At 58.7% G+C, this 16,471-nt stretch carries 21 protein-coding genes; all 21 read right to left on the bottom strand.

The window, feature by feature from the left end:
• Positions 1–5: 5 nt before the first annotated feature.
• Positions 6–800, bottom strand: a complete 795-nt coding sequence (locus J1N02_RS28695; protein ID WP_405125773.1) for a DNA adenine methylase — start codon at positions 798–800, stop codon at positions 6–8.
• A 149-nt stretch (positions 801–949) separates the two neighbouring features.
• A complete protein-coding gene (locus tag J1N02_RS28690) occupies positions 950–1,474 on the bottom strand; it encodes a lysis protein (protein WP_421148112.1) in 525 nt (174 codons plus the stop codon).
• Positions 1,471–2,118, bottom strand: a complete 648-nt coding sequence (locus tag J1N02_RS28685; protein ID WP_421148111.1) for a glycoside hydrolase family 19 protein — start codon at positions 2,116–2,118, stop codon at positions 1,471–1,473. The genes J1N02_RS28690 and J1N02_RS28685 overlap by 4 nt, the downstream gene beginning before the upstream one ends.
• Positions 2,119–2,185: 67 nt before the next feature.
• Positions 2,186–3,376 (bottom strand): acyltransferase family protein, encoded by a 1,191-nt coding sequence (locus tag J1N02_RS28680; protein WP_421148110.1) that lies wholly within the window; start codon positions 3,374–3,376, stop codon positions 2,186–2,188.
• Between the two features lie 95 nt (positions 3,377–3,471).
• On the bottom strand, positions 3,472–4,515 hold the full coding sequence (locus J1N02_RS28675; RefSeq protein WP_405125769.1) for a phage late control D family protein: 1,044 nt from the start codon (positions 4,513–4,515) through the stop codon (positions 3,472–3,474).
• Positions 4,516–4,596: 81 nt separating this feature from the next.
• Positions 4,597–4,803 (bottom strand): tail protein X, encoded by a 207-nt coding sequence (locus J1N02_RS28670; protein ID WP_405125768.1) that lies wholly within the window; start codon positions 4,801–4,803, stop codon positions 4,597–4,599.
• Complete coding sequence (locus J1N02_RS28665) at positions 4,778–5,623, bottom strand: phage tail protein (protein WP_405125767.1); 846 nt, start codon at positions 5,621–5,623, stop codon at positions 4,778–4,780. Before J1N02_RS28665 ends, J1N02_RS28670 begins: the two co-directional genes overlap by 26 nt.
• Positions 5,624–5,635: 12 nt before the next feature.
• A complete protein-coding gene (locus J1N02_RS28660) occupies positions 5,636–8,089 on the bottom strand; it encodes a phage tail tape measure protein (RefSeq protein WP_421148109.1) in 2,454 nt (817 codons plus the stop codon).
• Positions 8,090–8,229: 140 nt separating this feature from the next.
• Positions 8,230–8,535: a phage tail assembly protein gene (locus J1N02_RS28655; protein WP_405125765.1), complete on the bottom strand. Its 306-nt coding sequence runs from the start codon at positions 8,533–8,535 to the stop codon at positions 8,230–8,232.
• Positions 8,536–8,546: 11 nt separating this feature from the next.
• Positions 8,547–9,050, bottom strand: coding sequence for a phage major tail tube protein (locus J1N02_RS28650; RefSeq protein WP_368944754.1), 504 nt, complete (start codon positions 9,048–9,050; stop codon positions 8,547–8,549).
• Between the two features lie 18 nt (positions 9,051–9,068).
• Entirely contained in the window at positions 9,069–10,232 is a 1,164-nt protein-coding gene (locus tag J1N02_RS28645; protein WP_405125764.1) for a phage tail sheath subtilisin-like domain-containing protein, read from the bottom strand.
• 103 nt (positions 10,233–10,335) lie between these two features.
• On the bottom strand, positions 10,336–10,761 hold the full coding sequence (locus J1N02_RS28640) for a phage tail assembly chaperone (RefSeq protein WP_405125763.1): 426 nt from the start codon (positions 10,759–10,761) through the stop codon (positions 10,336–10,338).
• A 12-nt stretch (positions 10,762–10,773) separates the two neighbouring features.
• Positions 10,774–12,318, bottom strand: a complete 1,545-nt coding sequence (locus J1N02_RS28635; RefSeq protein WP_421148108.1) for a phage tail protein — start codon at positions 12,316–12,318, stop codon at positions 10,774–10,776.
• Positions 12,311–12,922, bottom strand: a complete 612-nt coding sequence (locus tag J1N02_RS28630; RefSeq protein WP_421148107.1) for a phage tail protein I — start codon at positions 12,920–12,922, stop codon at positions 12,311–12,313. The genes J1N02_RS28635 and J1N02_RS28630 overlap by 8 nt, the downstream gene beginning before the upstream one ends.
• Position 12,923: 1 nt before the next feature.
• On the bottom strand, positions 12,924–13,805 hold the full coding sequence (locus J1N02_RS28625) for a baseplate assembly protein (RefSeq protein WP_405125760.1): 882 nt from the start codon (positions 13,803–13,805) through the stop codon (positions 12,924–12,926).
• Entirely contained in the window at positions 13,802–14,128 is a 327-nt protein-coding gene (locus J1N02_RS28620; protein WP_305386355.1) for a GPW/gp25 family protein, read from the bottom strand. The genes J1N02_RS28625 and J1N02_RS28620 overlap by 4 nt, the downstream gene beginning before the upstream one ends.
• A 5-nt stretch (positions 14,129–14,133) precedes the next feature.
• Positions 14,134–14,340: a hypothetical protein gene (locus J1N02_RS28615; RefSeq protein WP_421148106.1), complete on the bottom strand. Its 207-nt coding sequence runs from the start codon at positions 14,338–14,340 to the stop codon at positions 14,134–14,136.
• Between the two features lie 55 nt (positions 14,341–14,395).
• A complete protein-coding gene (locus J1N02_RS28610; protein WP_405125758.1) occupies positions 14,396–14,989 on the bottom strand; it encodes a phage baseplate assembly protein V in 594 nt (197 codons plus the stop codon).
• Positions 14,986–15,504, bottom strand: coding sequence for a hypothetical protein (locus J1N02_RS28605; RefSeq protein WP_277784025.1), 519 nt, complete (start codon positions 15,502–15,504; stop codon positions 14,986–14,988). The genes J1N02_RS28610 and J1N02_RS28605 overlap by 4 nt, the downstream gene beginning before the upstream one ends.
• The gene (locus J1N02_RS28600) at positions 15,494–16,153 is read right to left on the bottom strand and encodes a hypothetical protein (protein ID WP_405125757.1); all 660 of its coding nucleotides are present in this window, start codon (positions 16,151–16,153) and stop codon (positions 15,494–15,496) included. Before J1N02_RS28600 ends, J1N02_RS28605 begins: the two co-directional genes overlap by 11 nt.
• A complete protein-coding gene (locus J1N02_RS28595) occupies positions 16,150–16,470 on the bottom strand; it encodes a head-tail joining protein (RefSeq protein ID WP_034106725.1) in 321 nt (106 codons plus the stop codon). Before J1N02_RS28595 ends, J1N02_RS28600 begins: the two co-directional genes overlap by 4 nt.
• Position 16,471: the final 1 nt, after the last annotated feature.

The following is a 16,471-nucleotide window of genomic DNA, read 5'->3' as shown; positions in this document are numbered from 1 at the left end:
TGCTATCAGAACAGCCCTCCCAGTGCGGCTGGCTCCCAGTTCATGATCACCAGCTCACCGCTAACCTGACTCCCTCCTTGCCGTTGGTTGGACGTGGTGTATCGAATGTCTACGGTCTCAAAATGAAAACCCTCGAACACCCGCCGAATGTCTGGATGATCGTTGATGCTGACCATAACCTTCCCTTTACAGCGCCGCATGAAGTCGGCCATGCGCTCGTAATTCTCAAAGGGAAAATCCATGCCATAACCGGCCGTCTGCCAATAAGGTGGATCCATGTAGTGGAACGTATGGGCACGGTCGTAACGCTCGGCACATTCAAGCCAGCCCAAGTTTTCAACATAAGTGCCGGACAAACGCTGCCACGCTGCTGACAGGTTCTCCTCGATCCGCAGCAAGTTGATGGCCGGGCCGGTCGTTGCAGTGCCGAACGTCTGCCCTGTGACCTTGCCAGCAAAAGCATGGTGCTGCAGGTAAAAGAATCGGGCAGCACGCTGGATGTCGGTGAGGGTTTCCGGGCGGGTCATCTTCTGCCACTCGAACACCTGGCGGGAACTGAGCGCCCATTTGAACTGGCGCACGAATTCTTCTAGGTGGTTCTGCACGACGCGGTAAAGCGTCACCAGGTCGCCGTTGATGTCGTTGAGGACTTCAACAGGCGCGGCCTGGGGACGCATGAAGTAGAGTGCGGCGCCGCCGGCGAAGACTTCAACATAGCATTCGTGAGGCGGGAAGAGTGGGATAAGGCGATCGGCCAGGCGGCGTTTGCCGCCCATCCAAGGAATAATAGGTGTGGACACATAAAAGCAAGACCTTTGCTGTATGGATAAACAGTGCTAGGCTCGCTCCGCTTTGTGCACGAAGCAGGAGCCTTGGCTGGACTTGCAGGGACAATCTGCGGGGAAGGTGGCCGGGTAGGATGTTGACGCATCCTGCCCTGCCGCTCCTTTTACTTCGGTGTAGAGACTTCTTTTGCATAGGCCTGACAGGCCCGCAGAGCGATCAATCCTTGGTCGCCGGCATCGGTGATTCCGATAATTCGTTGAGCATGCGCTGGGTCAAGTTGGGCTCGACGGGCTGCATGAACCACGCCGACGGCGCCGGGGCTAATTGGCACGTTGCAACCACTGGCTGAATCCGTGGAGTCGAGAAGGACTGACAGCCGCACATCAGCAGTAGCAAGGCGGTCACGCAGTAAAGCCTGGTCGCGCTGGGCATCGGATAATTCCTTGATGTGTTGTTGATCGGAGATGGCCAGGCTATGTTCCAGAGCCTGGCGCTTGTTCTGCTCGGCACGGGCCTGGGCTGCTGCGGCATTGCTGATCGCGGCCAGGTCCGCGTCGAACTGGGCGCCCTGCTCCGCCACCACCCTGCCGAGGCGCCAGTCCTGCATCTGCCAGGCAGCGCCGAAGCTTGCGGCCATAGCCACCAGGATCAGCAGCACCAGGCAGGCCAGTTTCTGCACGGGCGTCATGCCAGCACCCGCAATGCCGTCTGATACAGCGCCAGGCGATCAGCTGCCCCATTTGGCACCTTGCCCTTGCTGCCGGTGTTAATGAGACTGCCAATGCTCTGGATGTCGCCAGCATCAGCCAGGCTGTTCAGCCCACTCACGGACCAGTACCAAGCGGCCGATAGCGCCGCGTATTGCGGCTGTTCCAGCAGCTCGGGGTTGCCGATCAGGTCGACGCCAATGGCATCACCGCAGGCACGGTAGTTGTCCTTACCAGTAATCTGGATCGGTCCACGGCCTCGGTACAGGTAGCCCTCACCCGAAGCCTCGGGGCCGTTCCCCATCCGGCCGCCATAGACGGCATTTCCCATACGCACCGAGCTACCTGCTAGCTCGGCAGCACGCGGTACGAGGGCCCGCCAGCGAGAGCCGGGGCTCGCAGCGTTGCCTAAGGCGACGATCCGGTCAGCCCGGTAATTCAGGCTCTCGACCAGGCGCGTCAAATGGCCGGACTCATGCCCGATCTGTGCGATGAACGCCGCAATGCGCAATCGCGTAACGATCCCGTACTTGCCCATGGCGGCGTTCAATACAGGAACAAAAACGCCGGCTTGGCGGCCGGCGTTGGGGAGGATCTGCAGCAGCTGCTGCTGGGTGATCGGCATGCTTTTCTCCACGCAATAAAATGCCCGCTCAGTGGCGGGCAGTTTTAGTAAGAACTCTATTCAAGCATTAAACAGAATAAGAAACTCTTTTAGCTGCAACCTTATAATCTCGGGCACCTGCCCACTTCTGTATCTTTCTTCGGCAAGGCTCTTCTATAAAGTGATGCCCGATCGCCGACAAAACCACGAGAACAAAAAAAGCCGAAGCACAAAGTAGCCAATTAATCTCGAGCAAAGGAAAAGCCTCAATCAAGTCAACGCGGAACTTCACCAACAACAGCAACACAAGTGCCTGAAAAGAATAAAAACAGTAACTTATTTTCCCAAGCCATACAAACCACTCGCTTGCAAGCAACCTTGATATACGCCCATCGGACTGGCACAAACCCACCACAAGTACCACAACCACCGGCAGCACAAACCAATTATAGCCAATGTATGGCAACCCAAACCTTCTTAAGTTAATTAGCACTACGAATGATAGCAAAGCAATAACAACCGCTAAATTGGGATAAGGCAACCGAAATCCTCTCTGAACCGCCAGAAACCCGCAAACACCCAAAAGAAACTCAGGTAGCCGAAACGCAGGTAACGCGTAGAAAAAGGCCAACGACAGGTCCGGCCACACTCGCCCAAGCTGACCAGGAGCCACTGAGCAGAGCCACAATAGCGCCGCAAACGCCGCTAGCTTCTTATTCGATAACCTCGCCATCCAGGGCGCGATAAAAGGAAGCATCGCATAACAAAAGATCTCGACCGAAATAGACCAACTTCCGCCATTATTCCAAAACTTAAAGTAACTTGGCACCCAAGCTTGAAGCGCGAAGATATTTGTAACGACAAGCACAGCTGTATCCCATGCGGGCAATTTTGCTGCCCCCGCCTGACTACCGAATATCCAAGGCAAAGTGATCAGCGCCGCCAATATATATATTGGATAGATCCGCGATAATCGCCGGACAAAATAGCTTTTCTTATCTTCGTATCTCCCAGAGTACTGATAAGCGAGAAGAAAACCCGACAGCACAAAGAAAACTGACATCCCTACAGCGCCTTGGGCTATCACATGCCCAACTACGCCAGCCGGAGAAAACGGCCAACTAAGCTCGAAATGAAAAAGGAATACATACAATGCCGCTATAAACCTAAGCCCGGTTAGCGGGAGTATTTCATTTTTAGTAGACAAACCAATCTTCCCTGAAGCCAAAATTCCAAAGCCGCGAATCTTACCGGACGCACCAAAGTTAAGCCACACCATTGCCAACTCCTTTCTTTGATTCAAGCTGGCAAATAAAAACCACTCTCATATAGGATCCAGTGATTAGCCAACACGTTACGAAGAACGGCTCGACGTCAAAGCTCTAGAACCTTGACCTCCTTGGCTTTCTTCGTCTTCTTGCTTTTGGCTTTGGCCTTGCCCTTCTTGCCGCCATTGCACTCAACGGTGGTGGACCAGCCGGCCTGAGTGAATACCTGCTCAACTGAGTCGACCAAGTACTCGCCATCGATGCCGACCTTAAAGCCCGTGGCGTTCACCGACCGCTCGGCAAACAGGTCGGTACGCCCAGGCATCTCGAGGCGCACACTCGCTGAGGTCCGATTGAAGGCTGTCAGCCGGGCCTTGGCTGCCTGTTCAGCTGCGGTCTTGTTGGGGTAGATATGACGGTCTGTATGCACCGCCGGCAGCCCGTCGGGGGCATCCGTGTTGTCCAAGCTGATCAGCTTCAGCTCACCGCTTTTCTTGTCCTGGTGCTTGGTGGCCACCGCCTTGTGCGTGTTGCGATCGCCTAAGCGGAACTGCCACCGACTGACATCGGCGGGCCTGATGGTGACGGCGCCCAAGGCCTTGCCGCTCGCACTGGTGCCGCCGTCGCGGGTCATGACAATCAACTTCCCATCCGCCACCTTGGCCGTGCAGTCGTGCTGCTTGGCAATGCGGGTGATGAAGTTGAAATCAGACTCGCTGAGCTGGTCAGCCCGGGGCACGTTCGTGGAGACATTGCACACCGGCGCCCAGCCGTTGCGTGCAGCCACGTCGGCAACGATCTTGGACAGTGGCACATCTTCCCAGCTACCGCTGCGCACCGTCTTCCCGGTACCGCGCATGTCGCCGGCCTTGCCGCGCACGACGATGGTGTTAGGCGGGCCGGATATCTCGACCTCATCCACCATGTAACGGCCCAGGCGCACCATGGACACCTCGGCATAACCCAGGTAAATCTCAATGCCGGCGCCGCGCTTGGGCAGTGCCACGGCGCTGTCGCGGTCATCAATGCGCAGCTCGAAGTCGTCCGACTCCATGCCGGGCTTGTCAGTGGTTTTCAGCAATAACAGACGGTCATTGATCAGCGCAGTAATGTCTTTACCGTCTGCAACGACGCGAAAGCGAGGGGTCATGGTTCACCCAGATACCCCGCCAACGCGGGGAAATGTTGGCGGCCGTTACGCGTAACGGATGGAAAGGACAGCCAGGCCTGGCTAATCCCAAAGCATCACAAGTTCTTCAGTCGGTGCCGGCATGTCCGGCAGGATAATCACCACACCAGCTCGGTACGGCTGAACCTCATCGGCCAGCCCTTGATTGGCATCGAGCACGCCCTCCACCGTGCCGCTCAGATGGCCGTAGTAGTTGTGACAGATGGTGTCCAACAGATCCCCGTCAGACGTTCTGCATGTCGTCGCCATAGCGTACAAACTCCAGGGTAAAGCCTTGCTTACGCGGGATGCCGCCGCCCAGCAGCGCGCTTTGTTCTTCCTCGACACTGGTCATGCACCAGGTGCCCAACACGTCGCCGTAGCCGGTGGTCAGCGTCATGGGCTGCAACTTGCCCCCCAGGGTTCGCAGGGTGTCCAGTTGCTTGATGCCGCCCCTGAAGCCCGGGAAGATGGCGCCCTTCAACGTCAGCTTTTCGTCACCCATACCGATAGCCTGCTGGGCTGGTCGACGCGTCAGTCGCTCCTGAGAGGCCCAGCGAAACGCAGACGAACGCCGCAGCTCATCAAAGGCTGCCGTGTCTAGGTTGAAGAAGTACGGCTGTTGTTTCGGATCACGCGGCTGCATGATCATCAGGTGCGGGAAGGGTTTCACTGCCTCCGGCGCCGGTGTGGCATCAGCAGCAAAAGCCCCAGTCGGGAGAATGCCCGACAGCGAGGGGCTGACCTTGCCGGCGATGTTGTTGATCGCCGTCGCCGCCCGCCCCGTCTGTTCCTTCAGCGCACCCAAGCGCTCATCAATCTGAGACGCCGCCCGGGTGGCTGCGCTGTACACCGACACCACCTGGCCAACCTTCGCCTGGGCCGCCGTCACCCCACGCATAACACGCTGAAGCTTTTCGCCAACCGCCGTCCCCACAAACGGAATACCTTCCAACTCCGAGGCCGCGCCGCTGAGTTCACTGATCGCCCCGTCTACCGGCGCGATCATCCCATCCAAACTACGGCGGCCGGTCTCACCCGCTGCCGCGAGGGACTTTATGCTTGATTGCAGCTGCTCCATGTAGCCCATAAATCCCCCAGGTCAAAGATGTGCTTCGTCGTAGAGCTTGCGGCTTTCCAGCTGCTGAGTGATTTCACGCTGTTGCTGCGCGATGTAAGGCTGCAATTCACGGGCGAGCTGCGCTGGATCCTTCACATCGCCCTGCACGATCACCTGAATCGGCGCGCTGATATCGACCTTTTGCTCGATCTTCGGCGCCGGTGGTTTTGGCGGTACCGCCATCAGCGAAACTGCAGCGGTAGTGCTCGAGGCCGGCGGCGAAGCCAGCGAGCGCACCACATCGCCACCCATCGGTCCTGGCACCTTGACGGCGCTAGGCATCAACAGAGAGCCATCACCTTTAGGCGCGAAAGACGTCGCGATATCGCCGAGCACCGGCGGAATGTCTTTGCCGGCGTTGACCATCATCAACGGACCAGCATCGGGCATCTTCTTGAGCCCATCGTCGCCGCCGAAGAAGGACTTACCCAAATATCCGCCCAGAGCGTCGCCACCCAGGCTGCCCAGGTAGGCACCCAGCAACCCACCGACCACCGTGCCGATTATCGGCACCGCCGAGCCAATCGCCGCACCCGCCGCAGCGCCGGCAAGTGTGCCCGCCAAGCCCCCTGCCGCCTCGCCATAGCCTTCGGCCTTTTCATCGCGGGTCGTGGCATTGTCGTAGGTATCTTTGATCTTGTAGCCAGCCTCAATGATAGCCAGAGCCGCAGGCAGCTTGGCGCCTTTAGGTAAGCCCAACCCGCGACCACCCACCTTACCGCCCCTCCAACCTTTGCCGCTGCCATCTACACCACCATCCAGGCCGCCCAAGCCACCTGCAGGCAGATTGGTGACGATTACCTTTTGCGGGATGTTCGGATTGCCCATCAGCGAACCACGGCCGACGTTCAGCAGGCCCTTGCCGATCTTGAGCGCACTCAGCGCGGCGCCCAACGTGACTGCGCCTGCAGCAACCGCAGCAATCACCGCCGTAACTGGTTGGTACTTGTTGGCCAGGTCAGCCAGCGCATAGCCAACCTTCCCCAGGCCATCCGCGACCTTATCGGTAAAAGGCCGCAAACCATCACCCAGGCTGATCATGGAAGCTTCCATTCCCGCCGTGGCCTCTGCCCATCTGCGGTTGGACGTTTCGCGGGCCTTGGCGGCGTCCGTCTCGATCTTGGTCTTGCCGTCGGTTTTCTCGATCGTGACCATGTCGGCCTTAATCTTGTCGCCGTATTTAATCTGCGCGAGCAAACCCGCACTGGCGCTCTGATCGCTGACGATGTTGGCCAGGCCCGCGGCTTCAGTCAGGGCCACCATGGCCTGCTGTTCCTCGGCGCTGCCGTCCGCTGCCGCCTTGATCTTGACCTTGAGGGCCTCGATCTTTTTGGCCTTCGCTGGATCTTGACGCTTGATCATTTCCTGACTGAGCATGATGAAAGCGTCAACCGGGTTGGCTGCCTTGCCGCTTTTCGTCGCGGCCAGGATCGAGCCGGCCAGGTCGTAACCTTCCTTGGCAAAGCGCTCCTGGCTGGTACTGCTGATCACCGCGTTCAACAGATTGTTCATGTTGGTCGCAGCGGCCGCAGAGTCCTGCGTTTGCGAGTATTGCGACTGCAAGCTGGCCCCCAGAAAGCGAACCGCCTCCGGGCCTTCCATGCCCAGGCGCTTGATGTTACCGAGCATGGACGGCAGATACCGAGCCATGTCCTTGGGACCGAAGGCGCCGATATCCCCCGCTGCAGCGACCTGGCCCAGCATGCCGGCCATGTCCTCTTTCTTAACCCCGGCCTCCTTGAACGAGTTGATCAAGGTGGCAATGGTTTCGGCTTCCATGCCCTGCCCATCGATCAGATCGGCAATCTGGCCGGCATAGGCACTGGCTTCCTGCCAATCAACACCTTTTTCGATCAGGCCACCAACCGCCTTGGCGAGCAGTTGACGGCTCATGCCCTTGTCGTCCGCAATGGTCGAGACCATCGCAGTCATCTTGCCTTCGTCATCTGTGCCGGCTGTGTGCGCCCACAGCGACATCTGGCGCATTTGCGCCTGATAGTCGCCTGATATCTTGGTGGGGATTGCGACTGCCGCTGACAGCGCCGTCGCCTGGCCGAGCGAACTTTTCAGCCCGTCCTTACCCTGCTTGATTTGAGTGTGACCGAGCGCCTTAAGCTCAGCCCCACGGGCCACCTGGCCCAGTTTCTGGTACTCGTTGCGCAACCTACCGACCTCGACGCCCTGATCCTTGAGGGTTCTGAGGTTGGTCTCCAACTTTTTCAGCAGGCCATCTGCAGAGGCAGAGCCGGTGTCATGGGCTTTTTTCCACTCATCACGCAGGCGGATGGTGTCGCCAATGGTGCTTTGAAGTACCCGGGCCTTGGTGCCCTGGTCACTGAGTTTCTTGATGCGCCCTTCAACATCCTTGAAGGCAGCGCCGACGGTCGAACTGATAGCACCGCCGATGACGACGCCAAGCGCCAGGTTGTTCGCCATGGGGTCACTCCGAAAAGGTCCAGGCGGCTCACTCCTTGAGCCACCAGATCATCGTTGAGAAAGACATAGACTCGATCTCGCTGGCCGAGAAAGACATTTCCCGGGCCAGCCGCTGAGCCAACTTCCTCTGTATTTCTTCGTTAAACCCAGTCTTCGCGCACCAGGCGAAAATAGGCGGCCTGCAGGCGCTTGTAATCACGCACGCTCAGTTCCCCCAGATCGTTTTGGCCTGCATCCGTCAGGCTAGCGAACAGGATCATTTCGCTTTGTTCCTCATCGTCCGGGGCGGCTTTGGTCGCGGCACGAACCTCACGAACAGTTGGGGAACGCATGGTCAGCTGATCAGTTTCGACCTGATTGACCTTGACGCTTTTGGACAGTTTGATGGTTGCCGAGTCAGCGGTGATCGTCAGCCATTCCGGGATTTTGTTGATGTCTTGAGGCATGGGTATTTTCCTTAAAGGCCGAGGTCGCGGCGAACAGCTGCCAGTTGGTCAACGCCGTTGATAACGCGAACCGCGTTAACAGGATCGATTTCGAACATACGCACGCCAGCGACTTCCAGCTTGTAGTAACTGACACTGACGGCGTACTTGAACTCAGCGTCGCCGCCCGGCTTCCACTCGCCCGGATCCAACTCCGAGACCATACCGCGAATGGTGGCAACCACCGCCGTGGTGGCCCCCTTCTGTCCCTTGAAGGAGCCACGGAACACGGCGTTGAACGCAGTCTGATCAGCCAGGCCAAAGAACTTCATCGCCTCACGGCGCACGCCCTTGGTGCTGAAAGACGCCTCCAGCTTTTCCATGCCCTGGTCCATATCGATGGGGGCATCCATACCACCGCCCTGGTACTCGCCGGTTTTGATCTTCAGCTTGGGCAAGCTCAAGGTGGGCACGTCGCCGGCGAAGCTCATGCCGTCGACAAACATGTTCATCATGAACAGCGTTTGGGGAATCATGGACATTGCGAAGCCTCCTTAGGCTTTGGTTTCGATGACTTCGGTGATCCACTGATTCGTGACTTCAACGAGGAAAGTGGGGTTCTCAGCCGGCGGCACGTCGGTGAAACGGATGCGCCAATAGACTTTGCCCTGCTCCAGCTGACTAGCAGTGTTCAGCTCGTCGTCCGGGAACACTTCGAAGTTGATTACCGCGCCCTGCTTTTTCAGGTCGCGCATGAAATTCTCCAGGCCTTCGGTCACATCGCTGACGTAGGTCTTGGTGATCGAGCGGTCAACCGCCCACTTGTGCCCGTAAAGGATCGCGTCCATGACGATGTCCTGGGTGCGCACACGCGTCACGAAGGCCCACTTCGGATCACTGGAACAGGTACGGTTGCCCCACAGGCGGTAGCCGTCATCACGGATAATCGTGGTGATGTTCGCGTTGTTGAGCAGGTTGGCCCGGCACGTTGCGTCGCCGTCCAAAAACTCAATCGGGCGCGTGGTACCGGTGATGCCGACAAACTCCTTGTTCGACGGCGAGGCCCAGAAGCCGTATTCGTTATCGGTCCAGGCAAACAGGCCAGCCACCCAGGCCGAGGCAGGCGCGTCGACGGTTTCGCTGAGGACGGTGTCCCAGCTCTGAACACCCGGATCGACCAGAAAAACGCGCTTACTGCCGAAGTTTTCGGCGTAGGCAATGGCCGCCTCATCAGTGGTGTTAGGGCCATCAACGATGGCCAGGCCGCGCAACTTGCCGGCGAGTGCATCCATCGACGTGGCGACCGCCTGGGTCGCGCTGTGACCTGGGGCAATCAGCAAACGGGGCTGAGCATTGAAACGGCTCTTACCGTCCAGCAGCGCCTGCATGCCAGTACGCTGACCGTCAGCCAAAACGCCGCCGATGATGGCCGAGGTCTGCAGGGCTGGAGTTGCCAGCTTCTCGACACCACACGCCACGATCACGGCCTTGGCGCGCATGTAGATCGCCTTGATCGACTTGGTGATCGCCGCGTCTTCGCCCCAGGCCGCCACCGCTTCGCTTTCGCGGGTAATCAGCAGCACCTGGTTAGGCTTGGCTGTCGCCTTCGGCCCAGGGGTGAAGGTGTCGCACAGACCGATAATCGAAGACGATGGCAGCGAGATAGTACGGGCGCCGGTGTCTACGTTGGTGACGGTCACACCGTGAAAGAAACTCATAGGGCAATCTCCAGAAACGAAAAAGCCCCGCATAATCGAGGCCGTAGGGAATGTTTGTTGTTACGCGTAACGGAAAAGAAAACGCTCCGTCAGTGCAGGGCGTCTATTGGGCTTGCTCAGCGATCCAGGCCGGCGCGGCTGGGCGCTGCTCGATGGCCGGAAAATCCGGCGATTGCGGCCAATCACGCAGGGCCTGCATGTACACAAGCAACTCCGAAAACTGTTCGGCGGTCAGCGTCGTTTGCTCCGAGATTTCGACTTGATCCCGATGACGCTCACGCAACCACATAACCGAAGCCAGCTCGGCGTCGCGCCAAGCCCTTTCATGCGATTCCAGATCAATTACGACCTCCGGGGCATCTACCAAAACCGGCAAGCCCCGAGAGTCGTGCGAGCGAACCTTGCCCGGTAAGGGGTTCCTGATGACTGCATCGTAAATTGAGTCTGGTATCTCAATGGCATCAGCCGGGATTTTCCCCAACTTATCGAGATAGCAGCATCCAGTTTGCGCAGAGTAAAAGCGTTTCATACTACCTCCAAGTCAGTCACCAATCGCCAGCCAGCCGAACGTCAAACTACCTACGCTAGGCCCTGCAATATTGGTATAAGTCACCCCGTTGATCCCGGTCTTATCAGTAGAAACTATCTGCACGTACTCGGCGGCAGCGCCGGGGCTGCTCACTTCGCCAGGGCATGCGAACCGGCACGCATTTGGAAACTCCAGTGGGAAAGTCACAAGCCTTCCATTCGCCGTGTTGGCCATGGCTTTGCCGTACTGGACGATCCAACTGCCGAGCCAAAAAGGCAAGGTGATGTAACTGTTAACACCGAAGCTGAACGAAAAGCCCCAGCGGATTTTTTTGGGAGTGACAATTACATCGTCGGCCACGCCCTCCTGGACCTGAGCCTGAGTGGCGATCTTGGCCGTACCGCGATTGATTTCCGTCGCCTGCGCCGCCAATGGCACCAATGCAGCAATATCAATGTTTCCCTGATTGATCGGTGCATTCCAGGCCTTGATGCACCAAATCACGGCCAAGTTTCGCGGCCGCGTCTCAACTCCACCAGTAGCGGCTGTAGTCGCACCGTTGTCAGCATTCGCATCCGATTGCGCCGAAATTTTGCTGGATACGCTGTTCACAACCCCGCTGCCGCGCATAGGGGAATATTCGTGAGCATGACTCTTAAGCATATCCAACTGATAGCTGCTCACTGCACGACCAGCATCAACGCCGCGCCCATGGTCCCAGCCCCGCAGGAACTCACCTCGCGACTCCGGCAGGCGGAAGTTACCGGCGCCCTCATCCCCCTTGTTGAACACGCCGCCCAGGAACGTGGCTAGGTCAGGATAAGCCGCTGCACTCTTAACGCTGCCGTCCAGCTCCAGAAAGCCCGGAGCTACCTTGTTCACGGGAAATGCAATCACTGATCCCACCGGCAACGCCGAGGCCTGGGCGATCATTGCCGCGATTTGGTCCTTGGTGTAGGTGTCCGTGATGCCATAACCTGCCAGCGTGGTCGGATTCGAACCCGCCACGAACACGCCACGGTCATTGACCGTTACCTTGGTGTAGGTGCCAGCAGGCTTGATTGCCGGCAGAAGGCCGTTAACCGCCTCATCGACATACTGACGCGTCGCCAGCACCACTGCTGGATCGATTTTCAGCTGAATATTCGAGGTACCGCTGGTGATGATGTGCATCCGCACCACCTGGTTACGCCCCGACCCTTGAGCGAGCAACGGCTTATAGCTCGGCGGCACATTAGCCACCGCGCTAAACACACCGTCCTTGTCCTCTAGGGCGAGCTCGCGGACATGCCAGCCGCCAACGTCGGGCGGCAACACCACCTCAGCAATCAGAACATTGGCGTCAGTGGGAGAAACCCGCAGCTGATTGAGCTGCGCCCGGTAGACCTGATTGATCAGCTTGGTTTGCGTCGGGCTAGGCACGGGGTCAGCGCCGTTCGCGTCACCGATCAACATGTAGCGCGGCTCCCACGGAACGCCGAGGGCATCGCAGTTGGTTTTCTTGGCGGCCCCCAGCGTGGTGATCATGCCGCCGAAAATAGAGTTTTTATCAACCATGTGGGTACACATCCAGTTCGTCTAGGGTGTATTCGCTAACGCCCGTACAACCCTGAATCACTACGTCGATATCGGGGTTAGTCCAGGGGTAAACGTCGATCTCGTCGCCGTCATAAACAGCGAAGCCGGTATAGGCGTCCAGGCGCGTTTCAAGCGTGATGTCGAGCCCGGTCATATGCCGGCTCACGGGCTTGGCGTCGTCAATCAGGCGCTCAAGCTCGCTGAACATTTCTTCAGTGATGCCGGTATCGAGTACGCCAACCCTAAGGGCGAACGTCGCCGGCGGGCCTTCGGGCACCGTCTGCCACCACTCGATCACCTCCAGCAGGTAGCCAAGCGGCTCCACCACGCGGCGCAGTGCGCCAATGGTTCCTTTGCGGGAGTGGATGTAAAACGAAGCCCGTATGGCATTGCGCTTGGCCGCCTCCGTCCAACGATCATCCCAGCGATCAACAGACCAGGTCCACGCAAGGTGGGGTAACAAATGAACGGGGCAAGTCATGGGGTTGTAGAGCGAGCGCAGGGGAATCACGGTTTGATCCGTGCTTGCCGCCTCAATCGCCCGCTCCAGCTGAGTGCTATTGATCGGCAGTAGGCTTTTCATGTCACTCCCCAAGCTTGACGGTGCAGTCAGTGCAGTACGCCGCCTGTGCCTGCGTCGGAGCAAGATCCTGCCAGCCGATCAACTCAACGCGTGAAACCCCTGGTACGTGCAGTTGCGCGTCTACAGCGGAACGCGCCACCTCGACGCCAAGGCGTTTGCGCGGATTGATCCACGCAGCGAGGCGCCTTTCCGCTTCGGCCCGAGCGACAGCGCTTTCAGGGCCGGGGCTTTTCATGTGCAGCACTGCGTCAATGCGATACGGCAGTACCTGGGCGCTTTGCACCGTCACACGGTCGCCCAATGGTCGAACGTTTTCGTCATTGAGCGCACGGGCTACCACGGCCAATAACTCAGGGCCTACCGCTCCATCCCCCTCCAACCCCAGCACCGTTACCGTAACGCACGCCGGCGACGGGCTTTCCGCCGACGCATCCGCCACCAGGGCTGACGCATTGCGGGCATGCAGCTTGTAGCTGTTGCGCGGCCCCGCCGTGGTCAGGCCCTCATAGGCCAACTGGATCCGCTCACGGTAGGCTTCGTCGCCTTCTGTGATCTTCTCCACCGGCGGCACTGCGCGCAGGTCTTCCGCCTGGATCACCAGGCGCGGCGTGTTGACGTTCGCCCCCAACTGATCGAGGTCGCCACGAATCGCATGCGCGAGCATCAACGCCTTGGCTGCATCGTTTACCCGGGCGCGATCACCAATGCGCGCATAAGCACCGGCTTCCAGCAACTTGACCACCGGATCACTCTCAAGGGGTGCACTCCAGTTGTCGCCCATGAATTCACGGAAGACACCGAGCGATTCCGTATACACCTCCTCAAAATCTAGAGGCTCAAGAACGTCCGGCGCCGGCAATTCCGACAGGTCAACGATACTCATACACTTACCTCTAGCAGTACGTTTTCGCCCTCGTAACTACCGGTGACTTGGATTTTGATCAGGCCGCCCAGGACAGAGACGGCCTGTACGCGTTCCAGCTTCAGCCGCGGCTCCCACCGGCCTAGCGCCCTGCTCGCCTCAGCCTGAACCGCTCCCTTCCAGCCTTCGTTTACTGGCAGATCCACGTAACGGCGCAACTTGCTGCCGTACTCCGGCCGCTGTCTGCGACTGCCTAGCGGAGTGCTCAAAATGTCCGCGATGCTCTGCCGCAAATGCGCAGTGCCCGAAATGGGCTGGCCGGTGTGGCGGTCCATTCCGATCATCTAGGTCACTCCTGCAGTAGTTCGAATTCCTCATTGGATTTGAGGTAATTCAGCGCTTCAGCGTCAGTTGCCGGCACCGACACACGCTGCTTGAGGACCACAAGAGCGCGGCCACTGTCGGGCAGAATCAGGGTGCGAGAGGTATAGAGCGTGTCGCGAAATGTTGAGCCAGGCCCAGCGCCGGCAACGGGTGTTTCAGAAGTCTTGGCCATGGTTTCCCCCGGGCACAAAAAAGCCCGCACGCGGCGGGCCTGTGAAATTGAACGACTAGTGTTTATGGTTCGCACTGTTGCCGCCGGCGTCGATGATCTTGCCAGCACTGGTAATGTCTTTCACCGCGTGCAAGGCGCCCTGGACCGCTACGTTTTTCGTGACGGACAAAGAACCTTCAATGGCAACGTCTGCAATCAACTTGACGTTGCCCGTCGTGACCGTCACCGCGTTATCCGTAACAACCGCCTCGGTCGCACCTACTTTGATGGTCACCGTGCCCGTGGGCAAAGTGATGGTGTAGCTCCTGGCCTTCCAGTCGTAGACCAGTGAGCCGCCATCATCGAACCGCCACACCTCGACATGATCACGATTATCCGGTGGGGCACCGGCGCCGCCATACAGCCCAGGTACAAACGTGCCCATTCCTGCCTGGCCGCTGGGGTTGATCAAAACCCCCTGCTCGCCCAGGCTCGGCGCACGCCAGTGTCGAGCCTTCCCTGCCGCCTGGCTGTGCCAGCGCACCCAGGCACTCACCCACTCACCCGACTTGACCCGCACGGCCGGGGCCATCAAATCCACCCCGACCACCACACACGGCATCAACATGGCCGCGATCATCCGGTCATGCTCGCCCGTCTGATAACTCATGGCGCGCCCCCTGGACTGTCAATGTCCGGGTACGCTTCAAGGTTCAGTTTAAGCATGCTGGGCTTCTCTTCAGGGAAAGGCCAAACCTCAACCCCCAAATAGACTTGGTGAGTCCACTCGACTACCCACACAACATAGCCATCCAGCTCAGGCTTGGTCCAATCCTGAGTGGCTCGCTCAAATTGCGCGACGTTGATCTCCAGGCCCCAGCTTTGCTGTCGGAGCAGCACAGCCAACTGCGACACCAGGTGTACAGCTTGCTCATGGTGATTGGCTTGTATCGGGTCAACTATGATCCGGGCCTCAAACTTGCAGACCAGGCTGGATTCGCCAGTACCGATATCGATACCCGGTTCAAACTCAGCCATTTCGAGAAAAACAGACGGCAGTGGAATGCCTTGGTTTTCCTGTATATCCGGCCAAAACACAACCGCCTTGATGCCCGACAGATGCTCCGTCAGGTGTTGCTCGATAGCCTGGTACAGCTGACTCAGGCTGAACGGCTCATCGGACATTGGCGCTCCCCTTCAGATACTTCTGCAGTTCGTAGTTGAGCTCTTGCTCAAGGACAACCAGCAGCTGTTCATCGGCGCGTTTGATCCACGCCTCAAAGTGCGGCCGGGCTTGCTCCAGCGATACCTTGGCTTTCGCCAAAGGAAAGCGGTTGTCGTTTTCCTCAACGAAACCACTGCGCCGACGGCCCTGAGTCGCCTCAGGGTAATCATCGCTGTTGAAGTGCTTGCTCGCAGTACGGATCCAGATATCGGCACTGTTGCCGTACACCTGTTTGTAAAACGCACCCTGATACCGACGCCCCGCTACCGACACCCCCCTGCTGGTCTGACGCACCCGACCTATGCGGCTGGCCTCGATCGCGTTGAGGCCGAACCACAACTTGCCTCGCATCGCACCGCCGCTGGTGGGGTAAGCCCGCAAACGTTGCCGGACGGCGCCAATGGCGATGCGCTCTTGCTTACCCACTGCCCTGGCGATGTGGGTACGCAGCCACCCGAGGGTTTTGTTGATCGCTCGCCGCTGTGCAGCAGCTGCTGCCTTTGGCACCAGCCGGCCGAAGTCCTGAAAGCGCTTCAGGTCTGCCAGTGACGGCTGAATGTTGATCAACCCACCGTCGCGTTTTTGCTGTGCGTAGCTGCCGACACTCATGGACGCTTCCTCAAGATCAGGGCCACCAGGCCGTCACCACCAGGCTCCAGCTGCAGCAGGTCATATTCCCCGCCGCCGTCCAGCACAGGCAGATCGACGGTGACGCGCAGGCCTTTGATCAGGCCGTCCGAATCTCGTACGCGGATCTCAAAGCGCGGCTCTCGGATGGCCGTTTGGGTCTTGCCAAACTGCGGCGCCTTCCATGGCGCCATGAACATGCCCAGCACCGGCTCGGCGCGGCCTTCGATCTGGGCTGAATCACCCAGGGTTTCGAAGACCACGTCGTCGATGTCCTCGATCAGATCGCGAAACGCCATG

Origin of the sequence: Pseudomonas sp. NFX5, from assembly GCF_049132125.1 — a bacterium.
Lineage (GTDB): Bacteria > Pseudomonadota > Gammaproteobacteria > Pseudomonadales > Pseudomonadaceae > Aquipseudomonas > Aquipseudomonas marginalis.
This window is presented reverse-complemented; position numbering and strand designations above follow the sequence as displayed.